Source organism: Numidum massiliense, assembly GCF_001375555.1.
GTDB lineage: Bacteria > Bacillota > Bacilli > Thermoactinomycetales > Novibacillaceae > Numidum > Numidum massiliense.
The window spans coordinates 259,204-284,536 of record NZ_CTDZ01000009.1 but is presented as its reverse complement, the minus strand read 5'-3'; the positions used below and the strand labels follow the sequence as shown (position 1 = coordinate 284,536).

Here is a 25,333-nt window from a genome sequence, read left to right as displayed (position 1 = left end):
CCGGGGACGCCGACCATTTGCGACTTTATGTGTGTCCGTTACTTCTCGATCCACGACATCATGTCGCGCAACTCTTTCCCTACTTGTTCTAATTGGCTATCTTGATCCTCTTGTCTCATGCGGTTAAAGTTTGGCCGACCACTCTTATGTTCCTCGATCCACTTTTTGGCGAACGTCCCGTTTTGAATGTCTTTCAATACGTCTTCCATCGCTTGCTTCGACGCTTCCCCGATGACGCGCTTGCCGCTCGAGTAGTCGCCGAACTCGGCCGTATCGCTAATGGAGTAGCGCATCCCGCTCAGTCCGCCCTCGTACATGAGGTCAACGATGAGCTTTAACTCGTGGAAACATTCGAAATAGGCGATTTCCGGTTGGTAACCGGCGTCGACTAACGTTTTGAACCCGGCTTTGACGAGTTCGGTCACACCGCCGCACAGCACTGTTTGCTCGCCGAACAAGTCTGTTTCCGTCTCTTCTTTAAACGTCGTTTCCAAAACGCCCGCTTTCGTCGCCCCGATCCCTTTCGCATAAGCCATACCGATCTCGAACGCCTGCCCACTCGCATTTTGTTCAACCGCGATTAACGCTGGCACGCCAAACCCTTCTTCGTACACGCGACGCACTAAGTGACCCGGACCTTTCGGCGCGATGAGTACGACGTCGACGTTTTCCGGCGGCACGATTTGTTGGAAGTGAATGTTAAAGCCGTGCGCGAACATGAGCATTTTTCCTGGCTGTAAATGCGGTTCGATCGCTTCTTTGTACGTGTCGGGTTGCACTTCGTCCGGCAACAACAGTTGAATGACGTCACTCGCTTCGGTCGCCTCTGCCACCGTTTTAACGGTAAAGCCGTCTTTTTCCGCCTGTTTCCACGATTTTCCGGGACGCGCGCCGATGATCACTTGCACCCCGCTGTCGCGCAAATTTTGTGCGTGCGCGTGTCCTTGGCTCCCGTAACCGACGACCGCGACCGTCTTCCCTTGCAATACATTCAAATCTGCATCGTTTTCGTAGTACATTTTTACCATTGTGTGTGCCTCCTGTAATTAAGAAAAGTTAGTTAAAAATCAAAATAACGCCTTTGAGGTTGCATCGTGTGACTGACGCAAGGTAATAATGTCTCGTGTCAATGGCGACAGCGCTGGACGGGTTCTACCGCATAATGTCTGATGTCGCCTTTTGCACTCTGCCTGCCGCACGAGTTACCGACTTAGCGGCGCTCGCGCCATTGCTGTCACGCCTGTACGGCAAATTTCTTTCACCCCGTACGGAGCCATTAATTCGACGAGGGCATCGAGTTTCTGCCTTTCGCCAGTCGCTTGGATGACAAGCGAATGAGCCCCGACATCGACGACAGCGGCGCGGAACGGTTCTAAAATGCCGTTCACCTCGGTGCGCTGCGCCGGTGCGACGTCCACTTTCAGCAACATCAACTCACGCGCCACCATCGGGTTTTCACTTAAATCGAGCACTTTAATGACGTCGACGAGCTTGTGTAGCTGCTTTTTCACTTGCTCCATCGTCTGGTCGTCCCCGTCGGAGACGATGATCATACGCGACAGTCCGGATTCTTCTGACTCGCCGACACTGATGCTGTCGATGTTGAAGTTGCGCCGGCCAAACAAGCTGGCGACCCGTGCTAACACCCCAGGTGTGTTGTTGACGAGTACGGATAACACGTGTTTCATTCGTCATCCTCCCCCATGATCATCTCGTCGAGGCCGGTGCCCGCCGCCACCATTGGATACACGTTTTCTTCCGGACGGACGTGGAAGTCGACGACGGCTGGTCCCGGAAAGGCGAGCGCTTGCCGCCACACGTCGGCCGCTTCTTCCTCCGTCGTCGCCCGGAAGCCGCGTACGCCGTGCGCTTCGGCCAACTTAACGAAGTCGGGGCTACCGGACAAATCGATCTGACTGTACCGATTTTCATAGAACAACTCTTGCCACTGCCGCACCATCCCGAGACATTGGTTATTAATAATTGCCACTTTTACCGGTATATTGTGAATTGCGCAGATAGCCAACTCTTGGGCGTTCATTTGAAAACCGCCGTCTCCGGTTACGGCAATAACTGTTTTCCCGGGGTTTGCCATTTGCGCACCGATTGCTGCCGGAAAGCCGAAGCCCATCGTCCCTAGGCCGCTAGAGGATAATAGCGAACGCGTTTTGGCAAAATGAAAGTACTGCGCGACCCACATTTGGTGCTGCCCGACGTCGACCGCTACAATCGCGTCGCCACCTGTCGATTCATACAAATGCTCAATCACCCACTGCGGCATCAACGTATTCGGATGCTTTTTGTACGAAAGGGGATACTCTCGCTTCCACGCGTTAATCTGGGCGTGCCAGTCCTCCGACTCAGTTTGCGGTACGCGCTCGTTCACAGCTTGCAAGACGCGTTTCACATCGCCGACAAGCGGGATGTATGTCTCGACGACTTTGCCGATTTCCGCCGGATCGATATCGATGTGGACAATTTTTGCCTTAGTCGCAAATTTGTCGAGACGCCCCATCGTAATTCGATCGTCGAAGCGCGCCCCGATGCCTATGAGCAAATCGCAGTTGAGTAGCGCTTGGTTCGCCGCGTACGTGCCGTGCATCCCCGGCATCCCTAAAAATAGCGGGTGCTGCCCGGGAAAGCCGCCGAGCCCCATTAACGACGTCGTCACCGGAATGTGCGCCGCTTCGGCAAAAGCGACCAACTCCGCATCGGCGCCGGCAGTGATGACGCCGCCTCCAGCCAAAATGACTGGCCGTTTCGCCTCAGCAACCGCTTGGCGCAACCGCTCGACTTGAAGCGGGTGCGGCTTCGTCGTCGGATTGTATCCGCGGAGCGAGACGCGCTCCTCCATCTGGAAGCGAATTTTATTGTTGGCGACGTCTTTCGGAATGTCAATCAACACCGGACCGGGCCTTCCTGTCGTCGCAATGTGAAAAGCTTCCTTCACGATGCGCGGTAAGTCGCGCGTGTCGCGCACCAAATAGCTGTGTTTCGTAATCGGCATCGTAATACCCGTAATGTCCGCCTCCTGAAACGCGTCCGTGCCAATTGCCGTCGTCGCCACGTTCCCGGTTATACAGACGAGCGGAATCGAATCCATATGCGCCGTGGCGATGCCCGTCACTAAGTTAGTCGCCCCCGGACCCGATGTCGCAATGACGACCCCCGGCTTACCCGAGGCGCGCGCGTAACCGTCGGCAGCGTGCACGGCGCCTTGTTCGTGCCGAGTGAGGAGGTGGTTTAGTGCACTTGCGTACAGCGAATCGTAAATCGGCAGAACCGCCCCACCCGGATATCCGAAAATGTGCTCCACGCCCTCTTGTATGAGACAGCGCAGTAAAATTTCCGCTCCGCTTAGCTCCTCTCCCTGTTCCTCCTTAATCCGTTCCAAAAAATTTTCGGCTGGCATAGCCTGTGCACTCATGTTCGTCTCCTCCTTTACGTTCACGTGATCCCAGACTTGCAATGCCAATAAAAAAATCCTACGCCCTCCGGAAAACAGCATACGTTTCCGGATTGGGGCGAAGGATTTCGCGGTACCACCCAATTTCGCCACACCCTTGCGGACGTGACCTCGGTAAGTGCAATCTCGCACTTTTCGTTCATATCGGGAACGACCCGTTCACAGCCTACTTCGTCCTATCGGTTCAGCGGAATGCTCCGAGGTGAGCAGATCATTGAAGCGGTGATCCTGTTCTCAGCATCCAGGATTCTCTGTTGCACCGGCATTCCAATGTCTATGTCCCCATCATCGCGTTTTTTCCTTGGGTTGGAATTTTCTGAAGTCTAGGCGATAACGTGAGCGCCGTTTACGCCTTAGTCAGCTACAGGTTAATCCATAACCTCCGGTATCGGCGGTGCGACTCTTTTCCAACCCGATATTATTTTTTCACGAACACATTCGCTTTGTTACAAACACGCATTAAAGTGCGAACGTGTGTTGTCTGAAAACAATTACCTTTTGAATTTATTTAGATGCTATTATAGGCGGTATCCACCACTTGTGTCAATAGGTTTTTATAAATAAATTTTGTATAAGCGCTTACATGCGGAATTAGGCACAATCGCAATAACGACGGGAAAATTTCGCTCCTGGGTGGAAACGTTATCATTGGAATATATGCATATAATTGTATAAAGATACACGAACACATCTGGCGCTTTCTGTAAAAAGAGGCTAGTGCAGAAGGGGCTTCACACGCTCACGAGTTCACAACGAAAACGAAAAACTTACACGTGGGATTGGAGGGCGAAGACATGCCCTCCAATCCGCGTGATAAACATGCACTATAAACATGCACTATAAACATGCGACGCACGCGTGCGATCCGTCGAACGTCTTAATCCGTAATGGCTCCTTTCGACGCGGAAGAGACGAGAGTCGCATACTTGTACAGCACGCCTTTCTCGTAGCGCAGCGGCGGCGCTTGCCACTCTTTCCGCCGCGCGGCGAGCTCCTCCTCGCTTAGGGCAACGGACAGTTGTTGTTTGTCGCTGTCGATCGTCACGAGATCGCCGTCGCGGAGGAGCGCAATCGGCCCACCGACTTGCGCTTCCGGCGCGACGTGACCGACGACGAGGCCGTGCGTACCGCCGGAAAAACGACCGTCCGTAATTAAGCCAACCTTCTCCCCTAACCCTTTGCCGACGAGAATCGCCGTCAGTGACAACATTTCCGGCATACCGGGACCGCCTTTCGGCCCTTCGTAGCGAATGACGACGACATCCCCCGCTTGGACGCGGTCATTCACAACCGCCTCGGTCGCCGCTTCCTCGGTGTCAAACACTTTCGCCGGTCCGGTGATCGATGGCACCTTCAAACCCGACACTTTGGCGACGGCGCCTTCCGGTGCCAAATTCCCGCGCAAAACGACGAGTGGCCCATCTTCCCGCATCGGGTTGTCCAGTGAACGAATGACATCTTGCCCTTTACTGAGTGACGGCTGCCCCTGTAAGTTTTCTGCCAACGTCTTGCCGGTGACCGTCAAGCAATCGCCGTGTAGCAGCCCTTCTGCAAGCAATAGCTTCATTACCGCAGGCACGCCACCTACTTCGTGCAAGTTTTGCATCACATAGCGGCCGCTCGGTTTTAAGTCGGCGAGGTGTGGTACCCGTTTTTGAATGCGCTCAAAATCTTCCAATTGCAGGTCGACGTCGACAGCGTGTGCCATCGCCATTAAGTGCAAAATCGCATTCGTCGACCCGCCGAGCGCCATGACGACCGTAATCGCGTTCTCAAACGCCTCTTTCGTCATGATATCCCGGGGCGTAATCCTTTTGCGCAACAGCTCGAGCACTGCTTCGCCCGCCTTGCGGCAGTCGTCCACCTTCTCCGCTGATTCGGCAGGGTTAGAGGCACTGCTCGGCAAGCTCATCCCCATCGCCTCAATCGCCGACGCCATCGTATTCGCCGTATACATCCCGCCGCACGAACCGGCGCCTGGGCAAGCGTGACACTCGATCTGGTGCAATTCGGCACGGTCGATCTGTCCGCTGTTGTACTGCCCGACTCCCTCAAAAGCAGAAACGATGTCGATGTCTTTACCGTGCAACTTTCCGGGTTTAATCGTCCCGCCGTACACGAACACGGCCGGCAAGTTCAAACGGCCGATGGCAATCATACAGCCGGGCATGTTTTTGTCGCAACCGCCGATGGCGACAAACCCGTCCAGCCGCTCCCCGCCGACGACCGTTTCGATCGAGTCGGCGATCACTTCGCGGCTCGGGAGCGAGTAACGCATCCCTTCCGTCCCCATCGAAATCCCGTCTGATACTGTAATCGTGTTAAAGACGAGCGGCGCCCCACCCGCGTCGCGCGCACCGGCCTTCGCCTCGAGCGCTAACTTGTCGATGTGCATGTTGCAAGGCGTCACTTCGCTCCACGTACTGGCGACGCCGATCATCGGTTTTTTAAAATCGTCGTCACTAAAACCGACAGCGCGTAAGTAGGCGCGGTTCGGCGTGCGCTGCTCCCCTTCACTAATGACGCGGCTTTTGATTCGCAAATCTTTCGTCTCTTTTGTGTCTGACATCCGCCTCGTTTCCTTTCTGTTTAAAATAGTCGCTTTTTTGACCGTACAAAGATGACCATTCATCGTACCAAAAAAAGACGTAAAAAGGTTATATGCTAGTTTAACGCAAAAAAGCGTTTCTGTCATTAAGTAGGGGGGAATTGGGGGAGAAAACGAGGGAAAACGGAGGAAAATGGGGAAAGCAGAGGAAAAAGGAGGAAAACAGAGAAAAGAAGAGGGAAACGGGGAAAAAATGAATAATAAACGTAAAAAGGGTTGTATAAACATAAAAAGCCAAGCAGGACGCGTTGCGAAACATATGTTCCGCAATGTCCCACCTAGCTCTTTTTTCACTGACATACCCGTCAGTAAAATTATCTAAAAAACATTAGAAATATCACCATGCAACAAATCGACACGCGAAGGCGTCCGCATCAGCATAAACGTCCAGTAAACACTGGTGAACGTCCAGTGAATGCGTGACTAGTTTCACTGTTTCATACGTCATATATCGTTCGGTGCCCACATCCCGTAGTCGTACACTTCTACTGCTTCATGCCGAAGGCCAGCCACACGTCGTAGTGGTACACGGCGACAGCCTACTAGTTCACTGTGTCACAAACCACGTTCACAGTCAGCCTACTTACGCGTTACCTTGCGCTTTTGCAAGATTGACGAGTTCAGAAAACGCCTTTTCATCGTACACGGCTAAGTCCGCCAGCATTTTGCGGTTAATGTCGACGCCAGCCACTTTCAAACCGTGCATTAATTTGTTGTACGACAATCCGTTCGAACGCGCAGCTGCATTAATACGCGTAATCCACAACTTGCGGAATTCGCGCTTGCGCACCCGACGATCGCGGTATGCGTACATGTGAGATTTCATCACTTGTTGCTTTGCTGTTTTAAACAAGCTATGTTTTGAACCGTAATATCCTTTTGCAAGCTTTAATACCCGTTTGCGGCGCTGACGCGTCACCGGGCCACCTTTTACTCTCGGCATAGTCGTTCCCTCCTAAAAAATTACGCAAAAATAATTATTTATATGCGATCAATTGCTTCGTACGTTTCACATCGCCGCTGGCCATAATCGCCGAACTGCGCAAACTGCGCTTTTGCTTGGCCGTTTTGCAACCGAAATTGTGGTTGCTGTATGCTTTGAAACGTTTAATTTTCCCCGTTGCGGTTTTGCGGAATCGTTTTGCTGCACCGCTGTGTGTTTTCATTTTTGGCATAACGAACGCCCTCCTACTGTTTTGGTGTTTTAGGAACTAAAATCATAATCATGCTCCGCCCTTCGAGTTTCGGACGGCGCTCGACTTCCGCCTCATCTTTCAACTCTTCCGCAATGCGGCCCAAAATTTCGCGCCCAATGTCTTGGTGCGTAATTTCCCGCCCGCGGAAGCGGATGGAGCATTTCACTTTGTCCCCAGCTTTGATGAACTTCTTCGCGTTGCGGAGTTTCGTCTGAAAGTCGTGTTCCTCGATTGTTGAACTGAGGCGAACCTCTTTAAGGGAAATCACCTTTTGTTTTTTACGCGCTTCTTTTTCCCGCTTGGATTGTTCGTAGCGGTACTTCCCGTAATCCATTACCCGACATACAGGTGGCCTCGCATTCGGTGCGACATTGACCAAATCTAAGTTTGACTCCCGTGCCAGTTGCAGCGCATCGCGCAACGACCGGATCCCCAACTGGTCACCTTTCGGACCAATTAACCGCACTTCCCGCGCCCGTATGTTCTCGTTAACTAACATATCCTTGCTAATAGTGCGCCACCTCCACATTGGCTTGATCGTTTTTTTAGAAAAATAAAAAAGTGCGGACGAAATCGCCCACACGTCTCCTCACACATATGCAGTGAAAAATTATTACTCGTAACCTGCCAACAACCTTAAAGCACGTCAAATCGAGGGGTGCTTAAACAGCGTCGACAAGGTGAGAAGCGGGCGCTTCTACTTAAAACCAGTCCTGTATTCAACTATTATGGCGACTTTTTTTGCAACGAGCGAATCAATCGCCCCTAGACAACCATAGTCACCTGATTAAATGTATCATACGGGGTGGCAGCTGTCAAGGGATGAACTCGTGGAAAGAAAAAAAGTGTTGTTCGTTAGAGATATTGTCATATTGTCGTCTTGTCACCCTGCAGTGAAAAAGTGACGGACAGTCTTTGTGAGTATTGTAACGGAAATATTAAGTAGATGCAATACTATTTGATCAAGTCCTACTATTTACCGTCTTCATGGACATGCTATTTCATAAATCCCTGGTTTAAGCATCAGTCACGCTCACGCCAACTGCACCCCGCGTAGCAACTTCCGCCCGCACATCAGCGACAAATTGAGCCACCGGCAGCGCCCCCTGATCGCCGACACCGCGCTTCCGTACCGCGACCGTGCCGCTCGCCGCTTCCGCTTGGCCGACGATGAGCATGTACGGCACTTTTTGCATTTCTGCTTCGCGCACTTTGTACCCGATCTTCTCGTCACGCGCATCCAACTCGGCGCGTATGCCTGCCGCTGTTAACTCATTGACAACGTCCTGCCCAAAACCGGCGTAGTTGTCGGCAATCGGCAAAGCTTTCACTTGCACCGGTGCGAGCCACGTCGGAAACGCCCCACCGTAATGCTCGACCAAAATGCCGATAAAGCGGTCAAGCGAGCCAAAAATGGCGCGGTGAATGACGACGGGACGGTGGCGGTCGTTGTCTTCCCCGACGTATGTGAGGTCAAACTTCTGCGGCATTTGGAAGTCGAGCTGGATCGTCGCACATTGGTGGCTACGCCCGATCGCATCTTCGATATGAAAGTCGATCTTCGGACCGTAGAAGGCACCGTCTCCTTCGTTGACGCGATACAGGACCCCGCGCGCCTCGAGTACGCGCTGTAGGGCTGTTTCCGCCTGTTCCCAGAGCGCATCGTCGCCCATCGAATCTTCCGGCCGCGTCGACAGTTCGATCGCGTACGGAAAGCCGAACACACGGTAAATATCGTCGACGAGCGCCATCGCGTGGGCCACTTCTGCCTCAATTTGATCCGGACGGACGAAAATGTGCGCGTCGTCCTGCGTAAAGCCGCGTACCCGCAGCATCCCGTTGAGCGACCCGGACAGTTCGTGCCGGTGCACGTGGCCAAACTCGGACAAGCGCAGCGGCAAATCCCGGTACGAACGCCGCTCATTTTTAAAAATGAGCATATGCCCCGGACAGTTCATCGGCTTCAGTGCAAAAGCTGTCGCATCCACTTCCGTAAAATACATATTTTCCCGGTAGTGGTCCCAGTGCCCCGACTGCTCCCACAGGCCGCGGTTCATCATGACGGGCGTAAGCACTTCCTCGTATCCGACACGCGCTTGTCGTTCGCGAGATAATTGTTCCAACTCATTGCGCAAGACCATCCCGTTGGGCAAGTAGAACGGCATGCCCGGCGCCTGGTCGGAAAACATAAATAACTTTAGTTGACGGCTGAGTTTGCGGTGGTCGCGCTTTTTCACCTCTTCCCGTCGCTGTAAATACGCGTCTAAATCCGTTTTTTTCGGCCAGACTGTGCCGTAGATGCGCGTGAGCATTTGCCGCTCGCTGTCGCCGCGCCAGTAGGCACCGGCAATACTGAGCAGCTTAAACGCCTTGATCCGCCCCGTCGACGGCACATGCGGCCCGCGACACAAGTCAAAAAACTCTCCCTGCCGGTAAATCGTAATGACCGCTTTTTCCGGTAAGTCGCGAATGAGTTCCAGCTTGAGCGGATCACCGGCTTCTTCGTACAAACAGAGTGCTTCCTCCCGGGAAACGACGTGCCGCTCAATCGGCAAATCTTCTTGGACAATGTTTGCCATTTCCTGTTCAATCTTCGGTAAATCCTCCTCGGTCACATGCTGTGGCAGCTCAATGTCGTAGTAAAAACCGTCAGCGATGACCGGACCGACACCTAACTTCGCCCCAGGGTACAGCCGTTTCACTGCTTGCGCCATCAAGTGGGTCGTACTATGTCGGTACACTTCCAACCCTTCTTCGTCTTTGAGCGTCAAAATCGCTACGTGTGCATCTTGGGTAAGCTTCGTCTGTAAATCGACGAGTTCGCCGTTAACTTTGGCCGCTACTGCCACCTTGGACAAACTTTTACTGATCGCTGCAGCGACTTCTCCTGCCGTCGTGCCGGAGCGAAACTGTTTAACTGCCCCATCCGGCAACGTAACGTGTACATACATGGTGCCATCACTCCTGTTTCACAAATAGTTAGTCATACGGGTCTTAATAATCGGTTCCTAAAAACATGTCTAAAAACATACAAAAACGCCCACCATCCTCTAGGGACGAGTGAGCGTCGTGGTTCCACCCTAATTCGGCCACCCTTACCAATACTCGCACTTCGCTTACGTACCGGTAGGAGCATTCAATACAGATCACGCATACGTACGGTCAGGTCATTCATACGAATCGTACATTCGTACAGTCGACTAACAGCGTACGGATCTCACTTTCGTACGGTAGACGAACCTCATACAGGTCGTATTTTTGTACAGTGAACCTGATATAGATCGTGAACCTAATATCGATCGTATGAATGGGAGGCCCTTCATTGACAAGGTTAACGGTCTTTAACCGGCAGCAGTTACTTGCGGGTGTAAGGAAAATTCGCGTAGGTCACATACTCGCGCATAGATCACCCGTCCGATACTTCCCTGTGCGATCCTGTCTGTGCCATCCTTCCCGTACGGTCCTTCCCTGTGCAACTTCCCCGTACACTAAGTGTGCACTTTCACGCTTTCCCTGCTGCAGCTCCAAGGTGGTAAGGGCCAATTTCTCATTAAGGGTCTCGCAGCCGGTGAACCCTCTCTCTGCTAACCATCCATTGGTCCTCGTGTCCTTTTCATCGCGCGATCATCTTAAGTTGTTATTGGTGCCGGTTATAGTTCTACTTATTCAATCACTTATTCGTGCCGTGCGATTTGTGCCGCAACTTCTGCGGCAAACTGCTCCAACGCTTTTGCCCCCACGTCCCCTTCCGACCGTTCCCGCACCGCAACCGTACGGTTTTTCACTTCTTCCCCGCCGACGATCAACATGTAGGGGATTTTTTGTATTTGCGCTTCGCGAATTTTATACCCCATTTTTTCATCGCGGCGGTCGACCGTGACGCGAATGCCTTTTTCGCGCAAATAATCTTCCACTCCGTTCGCATAGTCGAGAAATTGGTCGGAGACCGGAATAACGCGCGCTTGTTCAGGCGACAGCCACACGGGTAAGTTGCCGATGTAATATTCGAGCAGAAACGCGACAAACCGTTCCATCGTGCCGACGATGCCGCGGTGAATGACGACCGGGCGGTGCGGTTGTCCGTCTTCGCCGATATATTCGAGATCAAACTTGTTCGGCAAGTGGAAGTCCAACTGCACGGTCGACAGCGTCTCGTCTTTCCCGAGCGCCGTCCGCACTTGCACATCGAGTTTCGGCCCGTAGAAAGCAGCTTCCCCTTCTGCCTCGACGTACTCGAGCGCCATCTCGTCCATCGTTTCCTTCAACATCGCTTGTGCCTTTTCCCACATCTCGTCGTTTTGTACGTACTTTTCCTTATCCTCCGGATCGCGATAAGACAAGCGGAAATAGTAATCCTCGATGCCGAAATCGCGATACACGTGCGCAATCAATTCCACGACGCGCTTGAATTCATCCTTTAACTGTTCCGTACGGCAAAAGATGTGGGCATCGTTGAGCGTCATCGCCCGCACGCGCTGCAAACCAGTGAGCGCACCGGACATTTCGTGGCGGTGCATCATCCCCAGCTCGGCGATGCGCAACGGCAAATCGCGGTAGCTGCGCATGTCGTTACGGTAAATCATCATATGGTGTGGACAGTTCATCGGGCGCAGTACGAGCTCTTCGTTGTCCATCTTCATCGGCGGGTACATATCGTCTTGATAATGATCCCAGTGTCCGGAGATTTTGTACAATTCGACACTCGCCAAGTGCGGCGTATATACGTGCTTATAGCCGAGCCGCTCTTCCAAATCGACGATGTACCGCTCGATCTCTCGTCTAACCGTCGCCCCGTTCGGCAACCAGAGCGGCAATCCTTGCCCGACTTCTTGCGACAGCGTAAAAATGCCTAACTGCTTACCGAGTTTGCGGTGATCCCGTTTTTTCGCCTCTTCTAGTTGTTTTAGGTACTCGTCCAACTGTGATTTTTTCGGCCAGACGGTCCCGTAGATGCGCGTGAGCATTTGTCGGTCGCTGTCACCGCGCCAGTACGCGCCAGCGATACTGAGTAACTTAAACGCCTTGAACTTACCCGTCGACGGCACGTGTGGCCCGCGGCACAAATCGTAAAACTCGCCTTGCTCGTAAATCGTAATCTCTTCCTCGTCCGGCAATTCGCGAATGAGTTCCAATTTAAGCTCATCGCCCGCTTCCTCGTACAGCGCGAGCGCTTCTTCCCGCGAGACGACTTTACGCGTAATCCGCAAATTTTCTTTCACGATTTTGTGCATCTCTTTTTCGATCTTCGGCAAGTCTTCCGGCGTCAGTCGTTCCGGCAAAGCGATGTCGTAATAAAATCCGTTCTCGATCACCGGACCGATGCCGAGTTTCACCTCGGGATAGAGCCGCTTAATCGCTTGCGCCATCAAGTGGGCGCAGCTGTGCCGGAGCACTTCGAGCCCTTCTTCGTCGTTCGTCGTCACTATTTTGACGGCGGCATCCGCGTCAATCGTGCGGGATAAATCGACCACTTTTCCGTCGACGACCCCGGCCACCGCGTTTTTTTCCAAGCTTTTACTAATCGAAGCTGCCACATCGGCGACGGTTACCGTGGAGTCATACTGTTTGACTGAACCGTCTGGCAGTTGTATATCAATACTCATTCGTCTTTCCACTCCTTAAACGATCGTTAGATTCAAAAATAAAAAAACGCACCACATCCCGGCAAGGGACGTGTGCGTCGCGGTTCCACCCTTATTCAGCATGCCTAACATACCGTCATCGGTCACGGTCAGGCAAGCCCTCTAATCGTCTCTAACGGTTTACACCGGCAGCAGTTACTCACTATCGAAAGCACTTGCGCGTCGCTGGCCAAGACTACATGCACGATCCACGTGCATCGCCCCACCTTCATCGCACCGTCTGTCTGTCGATGCGACCGGCACCGTCTGCCAAAGCGGACAGTCACCCGTACCAATGCGACAGATCGCATGAGCCGAGGCGACTCCCCGCGCAGTCGTTCACGCGAAGTGCCATAGTTTTTCCTACTGCAGCTCCAAGGGGGTAAGTGTGGGAACCGTGTTAAGGGACTTGCAGCCGCGATCCCTCTCTCTGGCAACCGGAGCTTCCACACCGTTGTCCTTCTCATCGCTTACATCTATCGCTCTTCATATTAGTCACTATTGTAACGAAGGTCTATTCCTTCCGTCAACCTTCGTTCTGTAAGACTAATTATTAACATTAGCCGTACAGCTCATACAGATGACGACGGGCTCATCTTCGCCTACAAACTAATCGTCGCCTTCATCCGAAAAGAACTTTCGCCCGGATACTAAACTGGATACTAAACAACATGCCAAACCACATGCTGGATGTGATGACACAGTCACTTCCACTTACAACTTGCGGTTGACGACCCACCAGCCGCCGAGCGCGAGCACGAGCATCCCAAATCCTAACGTTTCGTGGTGGTACTGTTGCGCCTCGATCGGGTTTTTCTTCAAGAAGTCGGCGACTTCAGCGAACTGTTGTCCCGCGGAATCTTCTAACTGTTGGTTGTCGGCTGGGCTGACGAACACGTACTCGCTTTTCGTCATCGTGCCGAGCGTGTTCCCCCCGAAGTTAACATCGGCGACTGCCACGGCAACTTGCTGCGGATATTCCTTTTCCGCTAGTTCTTTCACTTGATCTTCTTTCCCTTTAATTTCTTTTTGGACTTTCTCTAAATCTTTCTCCGTCTTCTTCAAGAGCGACTCGACGTCTTTTTTTGCGTTGTCGTCAGAGCTTTTCCGGGCGAGCTCCTTCAGGTCGTCGACTTTTTTCTGAGCCACTTCTTCCTTTGGCCGCTCCTTCTCTATTTCGCCGTTTAATTTTTCAATTTGCTCCTGATCGTCTGCCTTTAACGGCGACGCATCGACATCGATGAGCGTCCAATTGCTAATGCTAACGTATTTTTCGTCGTAGCTGTCGTCTCCCTTGTACTTACTCGTGTACTGCCCCTTCACTAATTTGTTCCAGTCTTGCGCCTGCTGCTGCGAAGCTTTCTGTTCGGCGGCAAACACGGGGGTCGCAAGCAAAAGTAGCAATAAAGACATTAGGGCGATTTTCCGCACTGATGATCCTCCTCCACACGAACTCATACTTTCCATATATATTACTATCCTATCAAAAAAACAGACAGCTTTGTAGTTTAACTCGCCACGACGACTCATTGTCACCATTTAGACAAATTTAACGTACCGTATTTAATTGCCTCGTTACAATTAATCCTACTCATTAGGTTTTAATTATTTTCGTTTAATGAGGCAAGTGCTCTGTTAAGACAATTATTTTCTGTCCATCTATAAAATGATAGCGACAAATCGGAATAAATGACAAGAAGCCGCCATACTGTAAAGGTACAGCGCGAATTGTCGCTCGTTTACGAGACGGGTAACGCCGCGACCTGCCTTGTAAACGGATACAATCTTTTGTCAGTATTGGCTAACCCTCTCCTCAGCACAGCGACACTTTTAATTTAGCTAAAAATTTAGTTTACAAAACGGTGCATCTCTCTTTATAATTGTTTATAAATAGCGGAATGTTTCGGTAGTCGCTGCTCAGGAAAAAACAATTGCTTAGGGGGAGATATGCGGTGAAGCACCATGTAGGAGAACTCATTCGACGGAAGCGAAAAGAACTCGGGTTAACGTTGCAAGATATAGCTGGTCCGACGTTGTCCGTACCGACGATCAGCAATATCGAACGCGGGATCACCCGCAACGTCTCGCAAAAAAAGCTGGATTACATTTTGCACAAACTTGGCATAAATTTAGCTGAGTTGCTCGATGTCGAGCAGGAGGAATCCGAGCTCGAAGACTTTTTTACCGTTAAACTAAATCAAGTGAACGCCCTAATTTTGAACAACTGTTTTGACGAGGCCGACGAGCGTCTGAAAGCATTGGAGCAAGAAGTGAAGAAAATGAGCAATGCCGTGCATACGTGCCGCCTCAGTCTGTACCGCGGCAAACTGTTTATGTACGAAAAAAAGTTTGACCGCGCTGAGTGGGAATTTCACAATGTCATCCGCCGCTGCGAAGAGTTCGACGTACCGTCGGACAGTAACCTCGTGTCCGAAGCTTATGGTAACTTAGGTTACATCGCTTACCACCAAGGCAACTACAACAACGCCATTAAGCACACGAACAAAGCGTTACACACCTTCGAGGCGACCGGGGAACGGCGCTATTTAAAAGGGCGTCAACTGTACAATTTAGCGTTGTTTTACGAAAGCATGGGGAAAGCGAATAAAGCGTACGGATTAACGTCGCAAGCACTCGCCATCGCTAAAGAAAACGGCGACTATTCCAGCATGATTAACGTGTACATTTTAAAGTCGATCATTCAACAAAACTACTTCAACATTAACGACGCACTCGAATCCCTCAAGGAAGCGCAAAAGTTTTTGCACTTGACGAATGACCCAAAACTGACGGGTATCGTGTGGAACAACCTCGGGGAGAACTATTTCTTGCTCGGCAACTACGACATGGCGGAACTGTGCTTTGAAACGTCGGTCGCGATCAAGCAAAAACATTTGGAAGACGAGTTTCTCATTCGATCCTATATGTTTCTCGGACAAATTTGCGCCAAGCGGGGCAATTACAGCCAAGCGAAAACGTACTTGCATGAGGCGATCGCTCTCTCCAAAAAGGCAGGTAACCAAAAGTATTTAGTGGAGTCGCTATTGTCTTTGACGAAAGTTTATTTGACGTGTAAAGAGACAGACAATGCCAAAGACGTCTTGGAAACCGCCTACAGTTTTGCGAAAAGGCACTCCTTTACAAAAGAGCTGCGGGAAGCGACTGTCTGGTTGGCCCAACTGTACGAGAAAAGCGATAAGGAGAAGTTCCGCAAGTATACGGATGAACTTTACACGATTGAAAAAGAAAGCTTACTGGAAGGAGGTATCGTTTAATGGCGAATATGTTAGTGGGTATCGTGACCGCTATTCTGTTCGTGCTGCGGACTCCCGATTATTTGTTCGGCGAAGCTTATCCGATCGTGATGTAGCGACAGTTGTGGCAAGTACCCGCACAAAACCTTCAATTCCGTTTGCCCGGAGTTGGAGGTTTTCTTTTATTCAAATGTGGTTGATGCCGAGGCCGAGCACTTCGTGCTCTGCGCCTTTAATCGGCGCGCCGATTGTGCCGTAAAGAGCGACGGCAATCCACTCACCTTCCGCACGCGCAGCAGGCGACTTTAAACCGCGCACGACGGTATAGCGTAAACCGACTGTACGAAGGACGCCGCCAAACGAAATTTGCCCGCGACTAATGCCGGAGAGCGCCTCCATCAAGGCGTGGTATAGCGCGTGTTGCTCCCGGTACAAGTCACTGTCGACGAGAGCCGAACGCTTTGCCGCCGACTCGATCGCGCCGACGACTTTTTGTGATTCCATCGCGCCGACATGGCCGGTAACAATTAAATAACCTTTTTTTCTAACAGCGTCAATTAACTGTTGCTCGTTGTTGCCGCCCAGCAACAGAGCGGTCATAGCGGCAATTTTGCCAATATCGCCTTTTAATAACGGCGACCACTTCTCACTTTGATCGATGTTGCGCTGCTCACTTTGCTCGGGACACATTGCGCGCTCACCTCTGCCCTCATTTAGTAATCAATACGCCAAGTGTTGTAAGCCACCGTGTCCCCCACGTGACGCGATTTCAGCGAACGCATCGCGTCTTTACCGCATATTCTAGGTGCGTAACGAGATTGACGGCTTGCGGAGGGGGTCTTCCCGGTGAACGCGTTAACCATTTTATTATTTGCTGCCGCCGCCAGTTTAGACAACTTAGCTGTCGGCATCTCCTTCGGCATCCGCCGCACGCACATTCCGCTCTTGTCCAACGCGATTATTGCCGCGATTACGATGACGGTCACTTACGTCGCCCTAGTGGCGGGGAACACTTTCACCCATTTGCTTCCGGAGAGGTGGGCTCAGACCGCTGGCGGAACGTTCATCGTCGCGATCGGGCTCTGGTCGATCATTAGTAACGTGCACAAAAAAATGACCGCCTTAACAGTAAGCCACGTCCCAGCTTCACTGTCAAGCGTGCTGCGCAACCCCGCGACTGCCGACCGCGACGCGAACGCCGTTATTTCTTGGAAAGAATCGTTTTTGCTCGGTACAGCACTCGCTTTAAACAATGTTGCCATGGGAATCGGCGCCGGGGCCGCAGGCCTTTCCCCGCTTTGGACGACGCTAGCAGCCGGTGCTTTCTCATTGCTTGCTCTCGGTGGTGGCGCCAGTCTCGGCAATAAGGTAGTCAAGACGTTGTTCGGTAGTTATTCAAACCTCGTTGCCGGCGTCTTGCTTATCGCCATCGGCGTATACCAGATCTACTTTGCATAACCATCTGCTACGACAGGACAATCTTTTTTTCTTTGCGCGCCGCTATGCGCCGCCGCGACGGTTAGGACCACCGACGTAGTACGCGTCCGTTTCGTGGCGAATGCGTTCCATGATGCGCTTCGCCTTCAACGCCTCGAACCCATTTTTTTGCGAATACGCCAAATGCTCTTCCAGTTCTTCGTAAGACAAATTAGACGTGTACACCGTCGCCAACTTATTGGCTACGCGATATTGCAAAATACTGCCCAACACTTCGTCGCGAACCCACGGGGAAATCACTTCTGCTCCGAGATCGTCGAGAATGAGCACGTCGACCGTTTTGACTGCCTCAATTTTGTGCGCAGAGGACCCATCTTGTAGCGATTCTTTGAGCTCGCGAAAAAACTCGGGCACGTAAACCATAAATACAGAAATGTCCCGTTGCGCTAGCTCGTGCGCCATTGCTGCGGCGATACAGCTTTTTCCGACGCCGAAGTCGCCGTACAAGTAAAGACCGCGTGCGTGCTCTGACGGTTGAAAACTCGCCGCGAACGTCGATGCGGCGATGATCGCCTCCTTGCGCGCGCCGTCAAAATCGAGCGTTTCAAACGTTACGGCCAAGACGTCTGCCGGTACGTAGTGACTGCGAATGCGCGCCCGGCGCTTTTTTTCCTGCTCTTCTTGCCGTTTGAGTGCACAAGGCTGCACGTGTAAGTCGATGTACCCGGCATACGGCACGAGAGTAGGCTGGTGCCCCGAAACGACATTCGGACATTGCGTTAGCCCTGGACAGCGATCACAATGATCCCGCTCTCGTACATACTGCGCAATCCTGTTGAGCGAGCGCTCGAATGCGTCGCGCGTAAGTTCCGGGTGCTCGCGCCGAAACTGTTGCACGAGCGGGTGGCGCAACAATGTTTGTAAATGCGCCTCCGCACTGTCCCCTCGCTTACGCGGCAATTGTTCGGCCAGTGAACGCACCGCATCTTGAAACGAATGCATCGGTTTCTACCCCCCTCTGTTTTTCCGCAGCTTTTGCAAAATGGCCGCAAACTGCGCCTCATCCTCTGCGGTCACTTCTTCCGTTTCGTTCCGCGCGGGATTGCGCGCCTGTTCACGCCGCGACCCGGTTGAGCGGCTGGCGGAGGAGGTACCGCGCGATTTTGCCTTTGTCGCATACGGCCCTTTCCGCGCCTTTGTGTACGGGTCCCGCCCTGCGCGAGTCCGCGGCTGTTGTTGCTGCCGTAGCGCTAATGCCTGCGCTTCTTCCACCGTCTTTACGTTGGCGCGGCGCCAATGTCCCGCCATTTTTTCTACGAGCGGACGCGGTAGTTTATACTCGTTGGTCAAGAGCACGTACTCGATGAGCACGTTAATGACACCCGTCGGTAAGCCATACTGTTCGTACAGCGCTTCGACGAGTTCGATGTCTGCTTCGGGGATTTTTCCTCCGCGCTGATATCGTTCCAACAATTCCAGTGGCGACAGTTTGGACAACCACTGACGGTGCATGTCTTCCACGCTCTGTTGTTCCCGCGGCTGTCGCTCCCCGCCTTGCGCACCTTCACCCGTCCCGCGCCCGCCGTCCGCTTGGCTGTCGGGAGAAGCTGCCGCTTGATTCGCTGGATGAGAAGCAGCGGGTTGATTCGCTGGATGGGAGGCAGCCGATTGATTCTTCGTTTGATCAGTCGATCGATCAGCGGTAGGCCCAGGCAACGGCTCTACAGCGGGCACCATCGGTTGCTTCACGCGTAAATCGGGCGCCACGCCGTAACGAAACCGATACTCCTGCTTAATGAATGCGTGTAGGCGGTCTAGCTTAAGCGTGTTTGCTTCATCGTATAGGCGTGGATTTTGCAGTGCCTTAGCCAGTTCTATTTCCTCCAACTGATAAAAAAAAGCCCACCCGGCGATGATGTCTCGCTCTTCCGCCGTCAATGCCTCAAGCGACCCGACGGCAGCGGCGTGTGCCTCTAAAAACGACCAGTCTAGCGTATCCCCTGTAAAATTCGGCCCCGTTTCAACGTCTGTAGCGGCGGCCGTTTCCAACTGCGCGACGAGCGGCTGTAACTCGCTGTCCTCGCCGACGGTTAATTCGGACGGCGTAATGCTCGTAAACACTTCGCCAAATTTTTTCGTTACTTCTTGTGCCTCTGTTTCCCCTTCCGCTTGCTCCCCCGCTGTGAACTGCTCCCGCAAAAAGCGAAAACGTTCTTTGCCTAACCGGTTCAACAACGTAATACTTAACACGTCTGTCTTAAAAAAAGTGCTCGGTTCGAGCGGTGGCATCACGACATAACGGTAGTGATTGCCTAATTCCTCACCCCGTTTGAACGTTTTGAGTAAGCCGACTGCTTCTAATTTGTGGCGTGCTGCGAGGATGCGGTCTAGGGGCAATGCTAGCAGTCCTAGCAAAAAACGGTGTGTATGCGCAGGCGATTCCGCGGCAACGTAAAAACTGCCCTGCAGTGCAAGCGTAATGTATAGGGCGGCCGCTTCGACCCCGATGATCGGTTGGTACAAATGCATCAGCGCACTGATCTCCGCAGCTTGCAGCGGACGGTGCGTTTTCACGGTCCAACTGTCGCCCGGGCTCAATTCTTGCCATGCCCAACTCATCAATTGCTGCCCTCCACATTTGAAACGTTAGTTGAAAATGACAGACGTTAACCACCTAGAAAGCGTCCCTGAAACGATTTAGTAGCATCTGTCCCGCTACTGTCCGTTCGCTTTATCGAGTAAGTCCGTCAACTCTTTCATAAACACACTAATATCTTTAAACTGGCGGTACACTGACGCAAAGCGGACGTACGCGACTTCGTCCAACGGGTACAGTCCTTCCATCGCCATCTCGCCAATTTTCCGACTGGAAATTTCTTGTTCTGACGATCCTTGCAAGTCGCGGACGATGCGCGACACGAGATTTTCCAACTCGGCGAACGGCACCGGTCGTTTTTCACACGCGCGCACGAGGCCGCGCAACAACTTTTCCTGACTGAACTCTTCCCGCGAGTTGTCTTTTTTAATGACGATTAACGGCTTCTGTTCCACCATCTCAAAAGTGGTAAACCGTCGGTTACACGCTTCGCACTCGCGCCGTCTGCGGATCGATTTGCCTTCGTGAGCCGGCCGCGAGTCGAGCACTCGCGACCCGTTGTGGTCACAATAAGGGCATCGCACTCGAAACACATCCATTCATAGGAGTCTCTTAGACTTTAGGATTTCTCTCTATTGTATCGAAAAACTAGCGGCTTTTCCACAAAAACAGCACGGTATATTCCACAAAAAGGAAATGTAAGCGTTTTGCAAGAAAATAATAAAAAATGGCCATAAACATCATCGAATGCTTGTTTCATTTACACCTTGTAACAGGTATAATTAATTCGGTTTGTTCTTTACTTATTTATGTGTACCGTTAGTTCTCTAACTATTTTATGAATGAACGGGAGGATCGTAATGGACGGCATTTCCATACGCGAAGTCATTTTTCTATTCCTCGGTGGCTTAGGTCTTTTTTTATTTGGCATCAAGTACATGGGGGACGGACTAGAAAAAGCGGCGGGCGATCGGCTTCGCCAAATTCTTGACCGCTTGACGAAAAATCCCGTCATGGGCGTACTCGTCGGCATCTTTGTTACTGGAATTATTCAGTCGAGCTCCGGCACGACGGTCATGGTCATCGGTTTCGTCAACGCTGGTCTCATGTCGCTGCGACAAGCGATTGGCGTCATCATGGGGGCAAATATCGGCACCACGGTAACGTCGTTTATTATTGGGGTGAAAATTGAGGAATATTCCTTACCAATTATTGCTTGTGGGGCAATCATTCTCTTTTTTATAAAACAACCGCGCGTCAAAAACGTCGGACAAATCATTTTCGGCTTCGGGGTACTTTTTTTAGGGTTACAGACGATGGGATCCGGTCTTAAACCGTTGAAAGACTTATCCTTTTTTCACGATATGATGACGACGCTCGGGCAGCAGCCGATTTTAGGGGTGCTCGCCGGGACGCTGTTCACCGTCGTCGTACAAAGTAGTAGTGCAACGATTGGCGTTTTGCAGCAGTTAGCGGAAAACGGCGGCATCGATTTACACACGGCACTGCCGATTTTGTTTGGGGACAACATCGGGACGACGATAACCGCGGTCATCGCGTCGATTGGCGCTTCCCTCGCCGCCCGCCGCGCCGCGTGTGCTCACGTCATCTTTAACGTCATCGGGACAGTTATTTTTATGCTCGCCTTGCCACTCGTCGCGATCGGCGTCACTTGGTTAGGGGACGCGACTGGTGCCGATATACGCATGCAAATCGCTTATGCCCACGGGTTCTTTAACGTTGGCAATGCACTCATTCAACTGCCCTTCGTCTCCCTACTGGCGCTACTCGTGACAAAAATTATGCCCGGTGAGGAACCGGCGATCACTTACGGCGCCAAAAACTTGGACGTGCGCCTCTTGGCCAACTCTTCGGTCGCCCTCGGACAAGCGAGTAAAGAATTAGACCGCATGGGCAACTTGTCACAACAGGCGTTTGATTATGCGACCACGTATTTTTTCGAAGGCAACAGCAAAAAGGCGGAAATGGTTGCCAAGTGTGAACAAGTTGTTAACGACTTAGAAGAAAAAATCACCGATTATTTAACAAATATTTCCACGAGTAACTTTTCTCCCGTCGAATCGCGAAAACATACGACGCTGATGCAAACGATCAACGATATTGAACGCGTCGGCGATCACGCCACCAACATTAAAGAGCTCGGCGACCATCGCAAACGGCATAAAGTCGCCTTTTCTGAAGAGGCGACGAACGAACTTAGCAACATGTTTCAAGTGACGATGGAAACCTTTCAAATGTCACTACAAGCCCTGCATACACTCGATGAAGGGCTCGCTCGCCGCGTCGTAGAAAACGAAGAACAAATCGATAAAATGGAACGGGAATTTCGCAAATCGCACATTTGTCGCTTGGAACGAGGACTGTGCAACGGCAGTGCCGGCGTCATCTTTTTAGACTTTATCAGTAACTTGGAACGGATCGGTGACCACGCCATGAATATCGCCCAGTCCGTGCTCGGCGAATATTGAGAAGTAGTTAAGAAAAGGAAAAAAGCCGCCCCTGCAGTCTTATAGGCACGGACGGCTTTTTTTAACTTTAGCTATACGAAAAACGATCAGAAACTGTTTTGGAGAGCGGTTACGAAGTGACTAATCCTCTTATTCGCCTCACGTCGTGACGGGCACCTTTTCTTCGCGCTGCGCTTGCTGGCAGCACGTACCGGATGCACGGTCAGTCGAGTCGATTGAATCGGAAGTGTCGCTCGAACCTATTGAGCTGGTCGAACTAGCCGAATGGCTGCTCCAGTTGCCGGCCATGCGCTGTACCATGTCGACGACGCGACAAGAGTAGCCCCATTCGTTGTCGTACCAAAGGAGTAACTTTACTTTGCGCTTGCCTAACATCATGCTGGCACCAGCGTCTAAAATGGCCGAATGGTCGTTGCCGACAAAATCGGTCGAAACGAGCGGCGCTTCACATACATCGACGATCCCTTTCATTTCGCCTGCACTCGCCTGTTTATAAACGTTTACGATTTCCGTAAGGTCGGTGTCGCGCTTCAAATCGGCGACGACGTCGACGACTGACACGTTGGGGGTCGGTACGCGCAGCGCCATTCCAGTTAAACGCCCCTCGAGTTCCGGCAACACTTTCGCTACAGCCTCAGCCGCTCCAGTGGACGTCGGGACGATCGCTTGTGTCGCGGCTCGGGCACGGCGCAAGTCTTTGTGCGGATTATCTAAACTGCGTTGGTCGCTCGTAAACGCATGCACAGTTGTCATCATTAATTGTTCGACGCCGAACGAATCGTGTAACACTTTCACAGCTGGCGCTAAGCAGTTCGTCGTGCACGAGGCGTTCGAAACGATGTGGTGTTTACTGTCGTCGTATGCGTGGTCGTTCACCCCCACGACAACGGTTAGGTCTTCCTCTTTCCCCGGTGCTGTAATGAGCACCTTTTTTGCTCCGGCGGCGAGGTGACGAGCTGCGCCTTGACGCGTGCGAAATTGTCCAGTCGCCTCGATCACGACGTCGACGCCTAACGCTTTCCACGGCAATCGATCCGGTTCGCGTTCGTTCACGATGCGCGCACGTTGCCCACCTGCACACAGAAATTCGCCGTCGGCAGTGACCGGATGGCGAAACGTACCGTGCACCGTGTCGTACTGTGTTAGGTGGGCTAACGTTTCGACGGGATAGCTCGCGTTAATCGCAACAACTTCGGACACAGTTTGTTCGCATAACCGTCTAAATACCATTCTTCCAATTCGGCCAAACCCGTTAATGGCCACACGTACTGTCATTTATTGTCACCTTCCCGAATGTCATACACTAATACGCGTATCATCACAATTAGTATAACACATTCGATCCTTAACGGGTACCATTATATGACTTAATTTATACAGTTCCCGTCGCTAGTCTATTTCCAGTTCATGGTGTATCTCGCGATACTTCTCGTAATAGTACAACACCTTCTTCACGTATTTACGCGTTTCGCCGAACGGAATCGCCTTAATGCTCTCTTCCTCGCCGTCCCATCGCTTCTCTTTCAGCCACGTCGCCACACGCCCGGGACCGGCGTTATACGCAGCAATCGCTGCGATCGGCTTCCCCTTAAACTGGTGCATTAATTGCCCGATATACCAACTGCCCATATGAATGTTGGCGGCCGGTTCCCCGATGCGATCCAAAAACGAACGCTCGAAGTGCCCGTCGCTAACCATCCACTCCACGGTCTCGGGCATAAGCTGCATGAGCCCGTGTGCGCCTTTATGCGAGCTCACATCCGGACTAAAATTGCTTTCAACGCGGATGATCGCCAAAATGAGGAACGGATCGACGTCGAAGGCGCGTGCACTAATTTCGACCTCTTCCGTATATTCGACAGGATACATCGTCTTTTGGACAAACGGGGATTGAATGAGCAAAAAAAGCAGGAACAACATGACGACGAGCAGAAGAAAGGCAGTTCTCCACGACCATTTGAACGTTACTCGACTTGTCCGCTTTCTCGGCACAAAAAATCCCATATCGCTTCCACCTGTCGTTTCGTATTGGCTATGTTTGCTGAGTTGTCCACGACGTAATCGGCGTACGGTTTTTTCTCGTCGAGCGACATTTGTGCCGCGATGCGCTGCCTTGCTTCCGTTTCGCTAAGCGCGTTGCGTGCCATTAAACGCTCAAGCTGTACGTGGAGAGGTACGTACACTAACACGATACGTTCAAAAAGGTGCATTAAGTCGTTTTCGATCAAGAGTGGAATGTCGACGAGAACGGGAACGTGCGGAGCCGCTTGTTCGTGGGCTACCATCTGCCGACGCATGTCCGCGTTAATAAGCGGGTGCAACAGCGCGTTTAAGGCCTTGCGCTTCGCCTCGTCAGCAAAAATGAGTTGCCCTAGCTTGGCGCGGTCGAGTGTGCCGTCACCACGCACGTACGCTGCACCGAACGCTTCCACAATCCGCTGTAACCCTTCTGTCCCCGGCTCCACCACTTGCCGTGCGATAACGTCTGCATCGATCACGGCAGCGCCACACTTTTTAAAGTGGGCGAGGACAGTGCTTTTTCCGGAGGCGATCCCCCCCGTCAAACCGACGCGCACACTGACGCCTCCTTTTATTTATTGATATTTATTTATTGATACTCGCTGCGATTTCCCTTACTTCGGTTACCTTACTTTTACGTGCACCTG

21 protein-coding genes and 1 other annotated feature are annotated in these 25,333 nt (G+C 52.0%); of the genes, 4 read left to right on the top strand and 17 right to left on the bottom strand.

The window, feature by feature from the left end:
* Nucleotides 1-38: 38 nt before the first annotated feature.
* From ilvC to ilvD, 4 genes are all read right to left on the bottom strand, one after another.
* On the bottom strand, nt 39-1,028 hold the full coding sequence (gene ilvC / locus BN1247_RS01885) for a ketol-acid reductoisomerase (RefSeq protein ID WP_054948867.1): 990 nt from the start codon (nt 1,026-1,028) through the stop codon (nt 39-41).
* 174 nt (nt 1,029-1,202) lie between these two features.
* Nucleotides 1,203-1,688 carry an acetolactate synthase small subunit gene (gene ilvN, locus BN1247_RS01880; RefSeq protein ID WP_054948866.1) on the bottom strand — a complete coding sequence of 162 codons (486 nt, stop codon included), beginning with the start codon at nt 1,686-1,688 and terminating at the stop codon, nt 1,203-1,205.
* Entirely contained in the window at nt 1,685-3,427 is a 1,743-nt protein-coding gene (gene ilvB, locus BN1247_RS01875; RefSeq protein WP_054948865.1) for a biosynthetic-type acetolactate synthase large subunit, read from the bottom strand. The genes ilvN and ilvB overlap by 4 nt, the downstream gene beginning before the upstream one ends.
* 916 nt (nt 3,428-4,343) lie before the next feature.
* The gene (gene ilvD / locus BN1247_RS01870; RefSeq protein ID WP_054948864.1) at nt 4,344-6,035 is read right to left on the bottom strand and encodes a dihydroxy-acid dehydratase; all 1,692 of its coding nucleotides are present in this window, start codon (nt 6,033-6,035) and stop codon (nt 4,344-4,346) included.
* A gap of 172 nt (nt 6,036-6,207) precedes the next feature.
* On the opposite strand from ilvD, the gene BN1247_RS01865 reads away from it, so the two are divergent.
* The gene (locus tag BN1247_RS01865; RefSeq protein WP_054948863.1) at nt 6,208-6,396 is read left to right on the top strand and encodes a hypothetical protein; all 189 of its coding nucleotides are present in this window, start codon (nt 6,208-6,210) and stop codon (nt 6,394-6,396) included.
* Nucleotides 6,397-6,657: 261 nt separating this feature from the next.
* Here the strand turns inward: BN1247_RS01865 and rplT are convergent, their stop codons facing one another.
* The 6 genes from rplT to BN1247_RS01835 form a co-directional block, all read right to left on the bottom strand.
* Nucleotides 6,658-7,017: a 50S ribosomal protein L20 gene (gene rplT / locus BN1247_RS01860; protein WP_054948862.1), complete on the bottom strand. Its 360-nt coding sequence runs from the start codon at nt 7,015-7,017 to the stop codon at nt 6,658-6,660.
* Nucleotides 7,018-7,051: 34 nt separating this feature from the next.
* On the bottom strand, nt 7,052-7,249 hold the full coding sequence (gene rpmI, locus BN1247_RS01855) for a 50S ribosomal protein L35 (RefSeq protein WP_054948861.1): 198 nt from the start codon (nt 7,247-7,249) through the stop codon (nt 7,052-7,054).
* Nucleotides 7,250-7,262: 13 nt separating this feature from the next.
* Nucleotides 7,263-7,769, bottom strand: a complete 507-nt coding sequence (gene infC / locus BN1247_RS01850; RefSeq protein WP_054951447.1) for a translation initiation factor IF-3 — start codon at nt 7,767-7,769, stop codon at nt 7,263-7,265.
* Between the two features lie 50 nt (nt 7,770-7,819).
* Nucleotides 7,820-7,979, bottom strand: a sequence feature (ribosomal protein L20 leader region).
* 307 nt (nt 7,980-8,286) lie between these two features.
* A complete protein-coding gene (gene thrS, locus BN1247_RS01845; protein ID WP_054948860.1) occupies nt 8,287-10,221 on the bottom strand; it encodes a threonine--tRNA ligase in 1,935 nt (644 codons plus the stop codon).
* A gap of 723 nt (nt 10,222-10,944) precedes the next feature.
* The gene (gene thrS, locus BN1247_RS01840; RefSeq protein ID WP_054948859.1) at nt 10,945-12,873 is read right to left on the bottom strand and encodes a threonine--tRNA ligase; all 1,929 of its coding nucleotides are present in this window, start codon (nt 12,871-12,873) and stop codon (nt 10,945-10,947) included.
* Between the two features lie 732 nt (nt 12,874-13,605).
* Nucleotides 13,606-14,322 (bottom strand): hypothetical protein, encoded by a 717-nt coding sequence (locus BN1247_RS01835; protein WP_054948858.1) that lies wholly within the window; start codon nt 14,320-14,322, stop codon nt 13,606-13,608.
* Between the two features lie 521 nt (nt 14,323-14,843).
* Between BN1247_RS01835 and BN1247_RS01830 the strand changes: the two genes are divergently transcribed.
* Complete coding sequence (locus BN1247_RS01830) at nt 14,844-16,166, top strand: helix-turn-helix domain-containing protein (protein WP_054948857.1); 1,323 nt, start codon at nt 14,844-14,846, stop codon at nt 16,164-16,166.
* 165 nt (nt 16,167-16,331) lie between these two features.
* Here the strand turns inward: BN1247_RS01830 and BN1247_RS01825 are convergent, their stop codons facing one another.
* Nucleotides 16,332-16,835: a HutP family protein gene (locus BN1247_RS01825; protein WP_074011030.1), complete on the bottom strand. Its 504-nt coding sequence runs from the start codon at nt 16,833-16,835 to the stop codon at nt 16,332-16,334.
* A gap of 156 nt (nt 16,836-16,991) precedes the next feature.
* Between BN1247_RS01825 and ytaF the strand changes: the two genes are divergently transcribed.
* The gene (gene ytaF, locus BN1247_RS01820) at nt 16,992-17,603 is read left to right on the top strand and encodes a sporulation membrane protein YtaF (RefSeq protein ID WP_054948856.1); all 612 of its coding nucleotides are present in this window, start codon (nt 16,992-16,994) and stop codon (nt 17,601-17,603) included.
* 42 nt (nt 17,604-17,645) lie between these two features.
* Here ytaF and dnaI read toward each other — a convergent pair whose 3' ends face one another.
* The 3 genes from dnaI to nrdR all read right to left on the bottom strand — a co-directional run bounded on the left by dnaI (nt 17,646) and on the right by nrdR (nt 20,762).
* Nucleotides 17,646-18,584, bottom strand: coding sequence for a primosomal protein DnaI (dnaI, locus tag BN1247_RS01815; RefSeq protein ID WP_054948855.1), 939 nt, complete (start codon nt 18,582-18,584; stop codon nt 17,646-17,648).
* 6 nt (nt 18,585-18,590) lie between these two features.
* Entirely contained in the window at nt 18,591-20,201 is a 1,611-nt protein-coding gene (locus tag BN1247_RS01810; RefSeq protein ID WP_054948854.1) for a replication initiation and membrane attachment family protein, read from the bottom strand.
* A gap of 96 nt (nt 20,202-20,297) precedes the next feature.
* Nucleotides 20,298-20,762, bottom strand: a complete 465-nt coding sequence (gene nrdR, locus BN1247_RS01805; protein WP_054951445.1) for a transcriptional regulator NrdR — start codon at nt 20,760-20,762, stop codon at nt 20,298-20,300.
* Between the two features lie 258 nt (nt 20,763-21,020).
* On the opposite strand from nrdR, the gene BN1247_RS01800 reads away from it, so the two are divergent.
* Complete coding sequence (locus tag BN1247_RS01800) at nt 21,021-22,667, top strand: Na/Pi cotransporter family protein (protein WP_231633081.1); 1,647 nt, start codon at nt 21,021-21,023, stop codon at nt 22,665-22,667.
* Nucleotides 22,668-22,805: 138 nt separating this feature from the next.
* Here BN1247_RS01800 and gap read toward each other — a convergent pair whose 3' ends face one another.
* The 3 genes from gap to coaE all read right to left on the bottom strand — a co-directional run bounded on the left by gap (nt 22,806) and on the right by coaE (nt 25,243).
* Entirely contained in the window at nt 22,806-23,942 is a 1,137-nt protein-coding gene (gap, locus tag BN1247_RS01795) for a type I glyceraldehyde-3-phosphate dehydrogenase (protein WP_074011029.1), read from the bottom strand.
* A 114-nt stretch (nt 23,943-24,056) separates the two neighbouring features.
* Nucleotides 24,057-24,671, bottom strand: coding sequence for a lytic transglycosylase domain-containing protein (locus tag BN1247_RS01790; RefSeq protein WP_054948852.1), 615 nt, complete (start codon nt 24,669-24,671; stop codon nt 24,057-24,059).
* The gene (gene coaE / locus BN1247_RS01785) at nt 24,632-25,243 is read right to left on the bottom strand and encodes a dephospho-CoA kinase (RefSeq protein WP_054948851.1); all 612 of its coding nucleotides are present in this window, start codon (nt 25,241-25,243) and stop codon (nt 24,632-24,634) included. Before coaE ends, BN1247_RS01790 begins: the two co-directional genes overlap by 40 nt.
* Nucleotides 25,244-25,333: the final 90 nt, after the last annotated feature.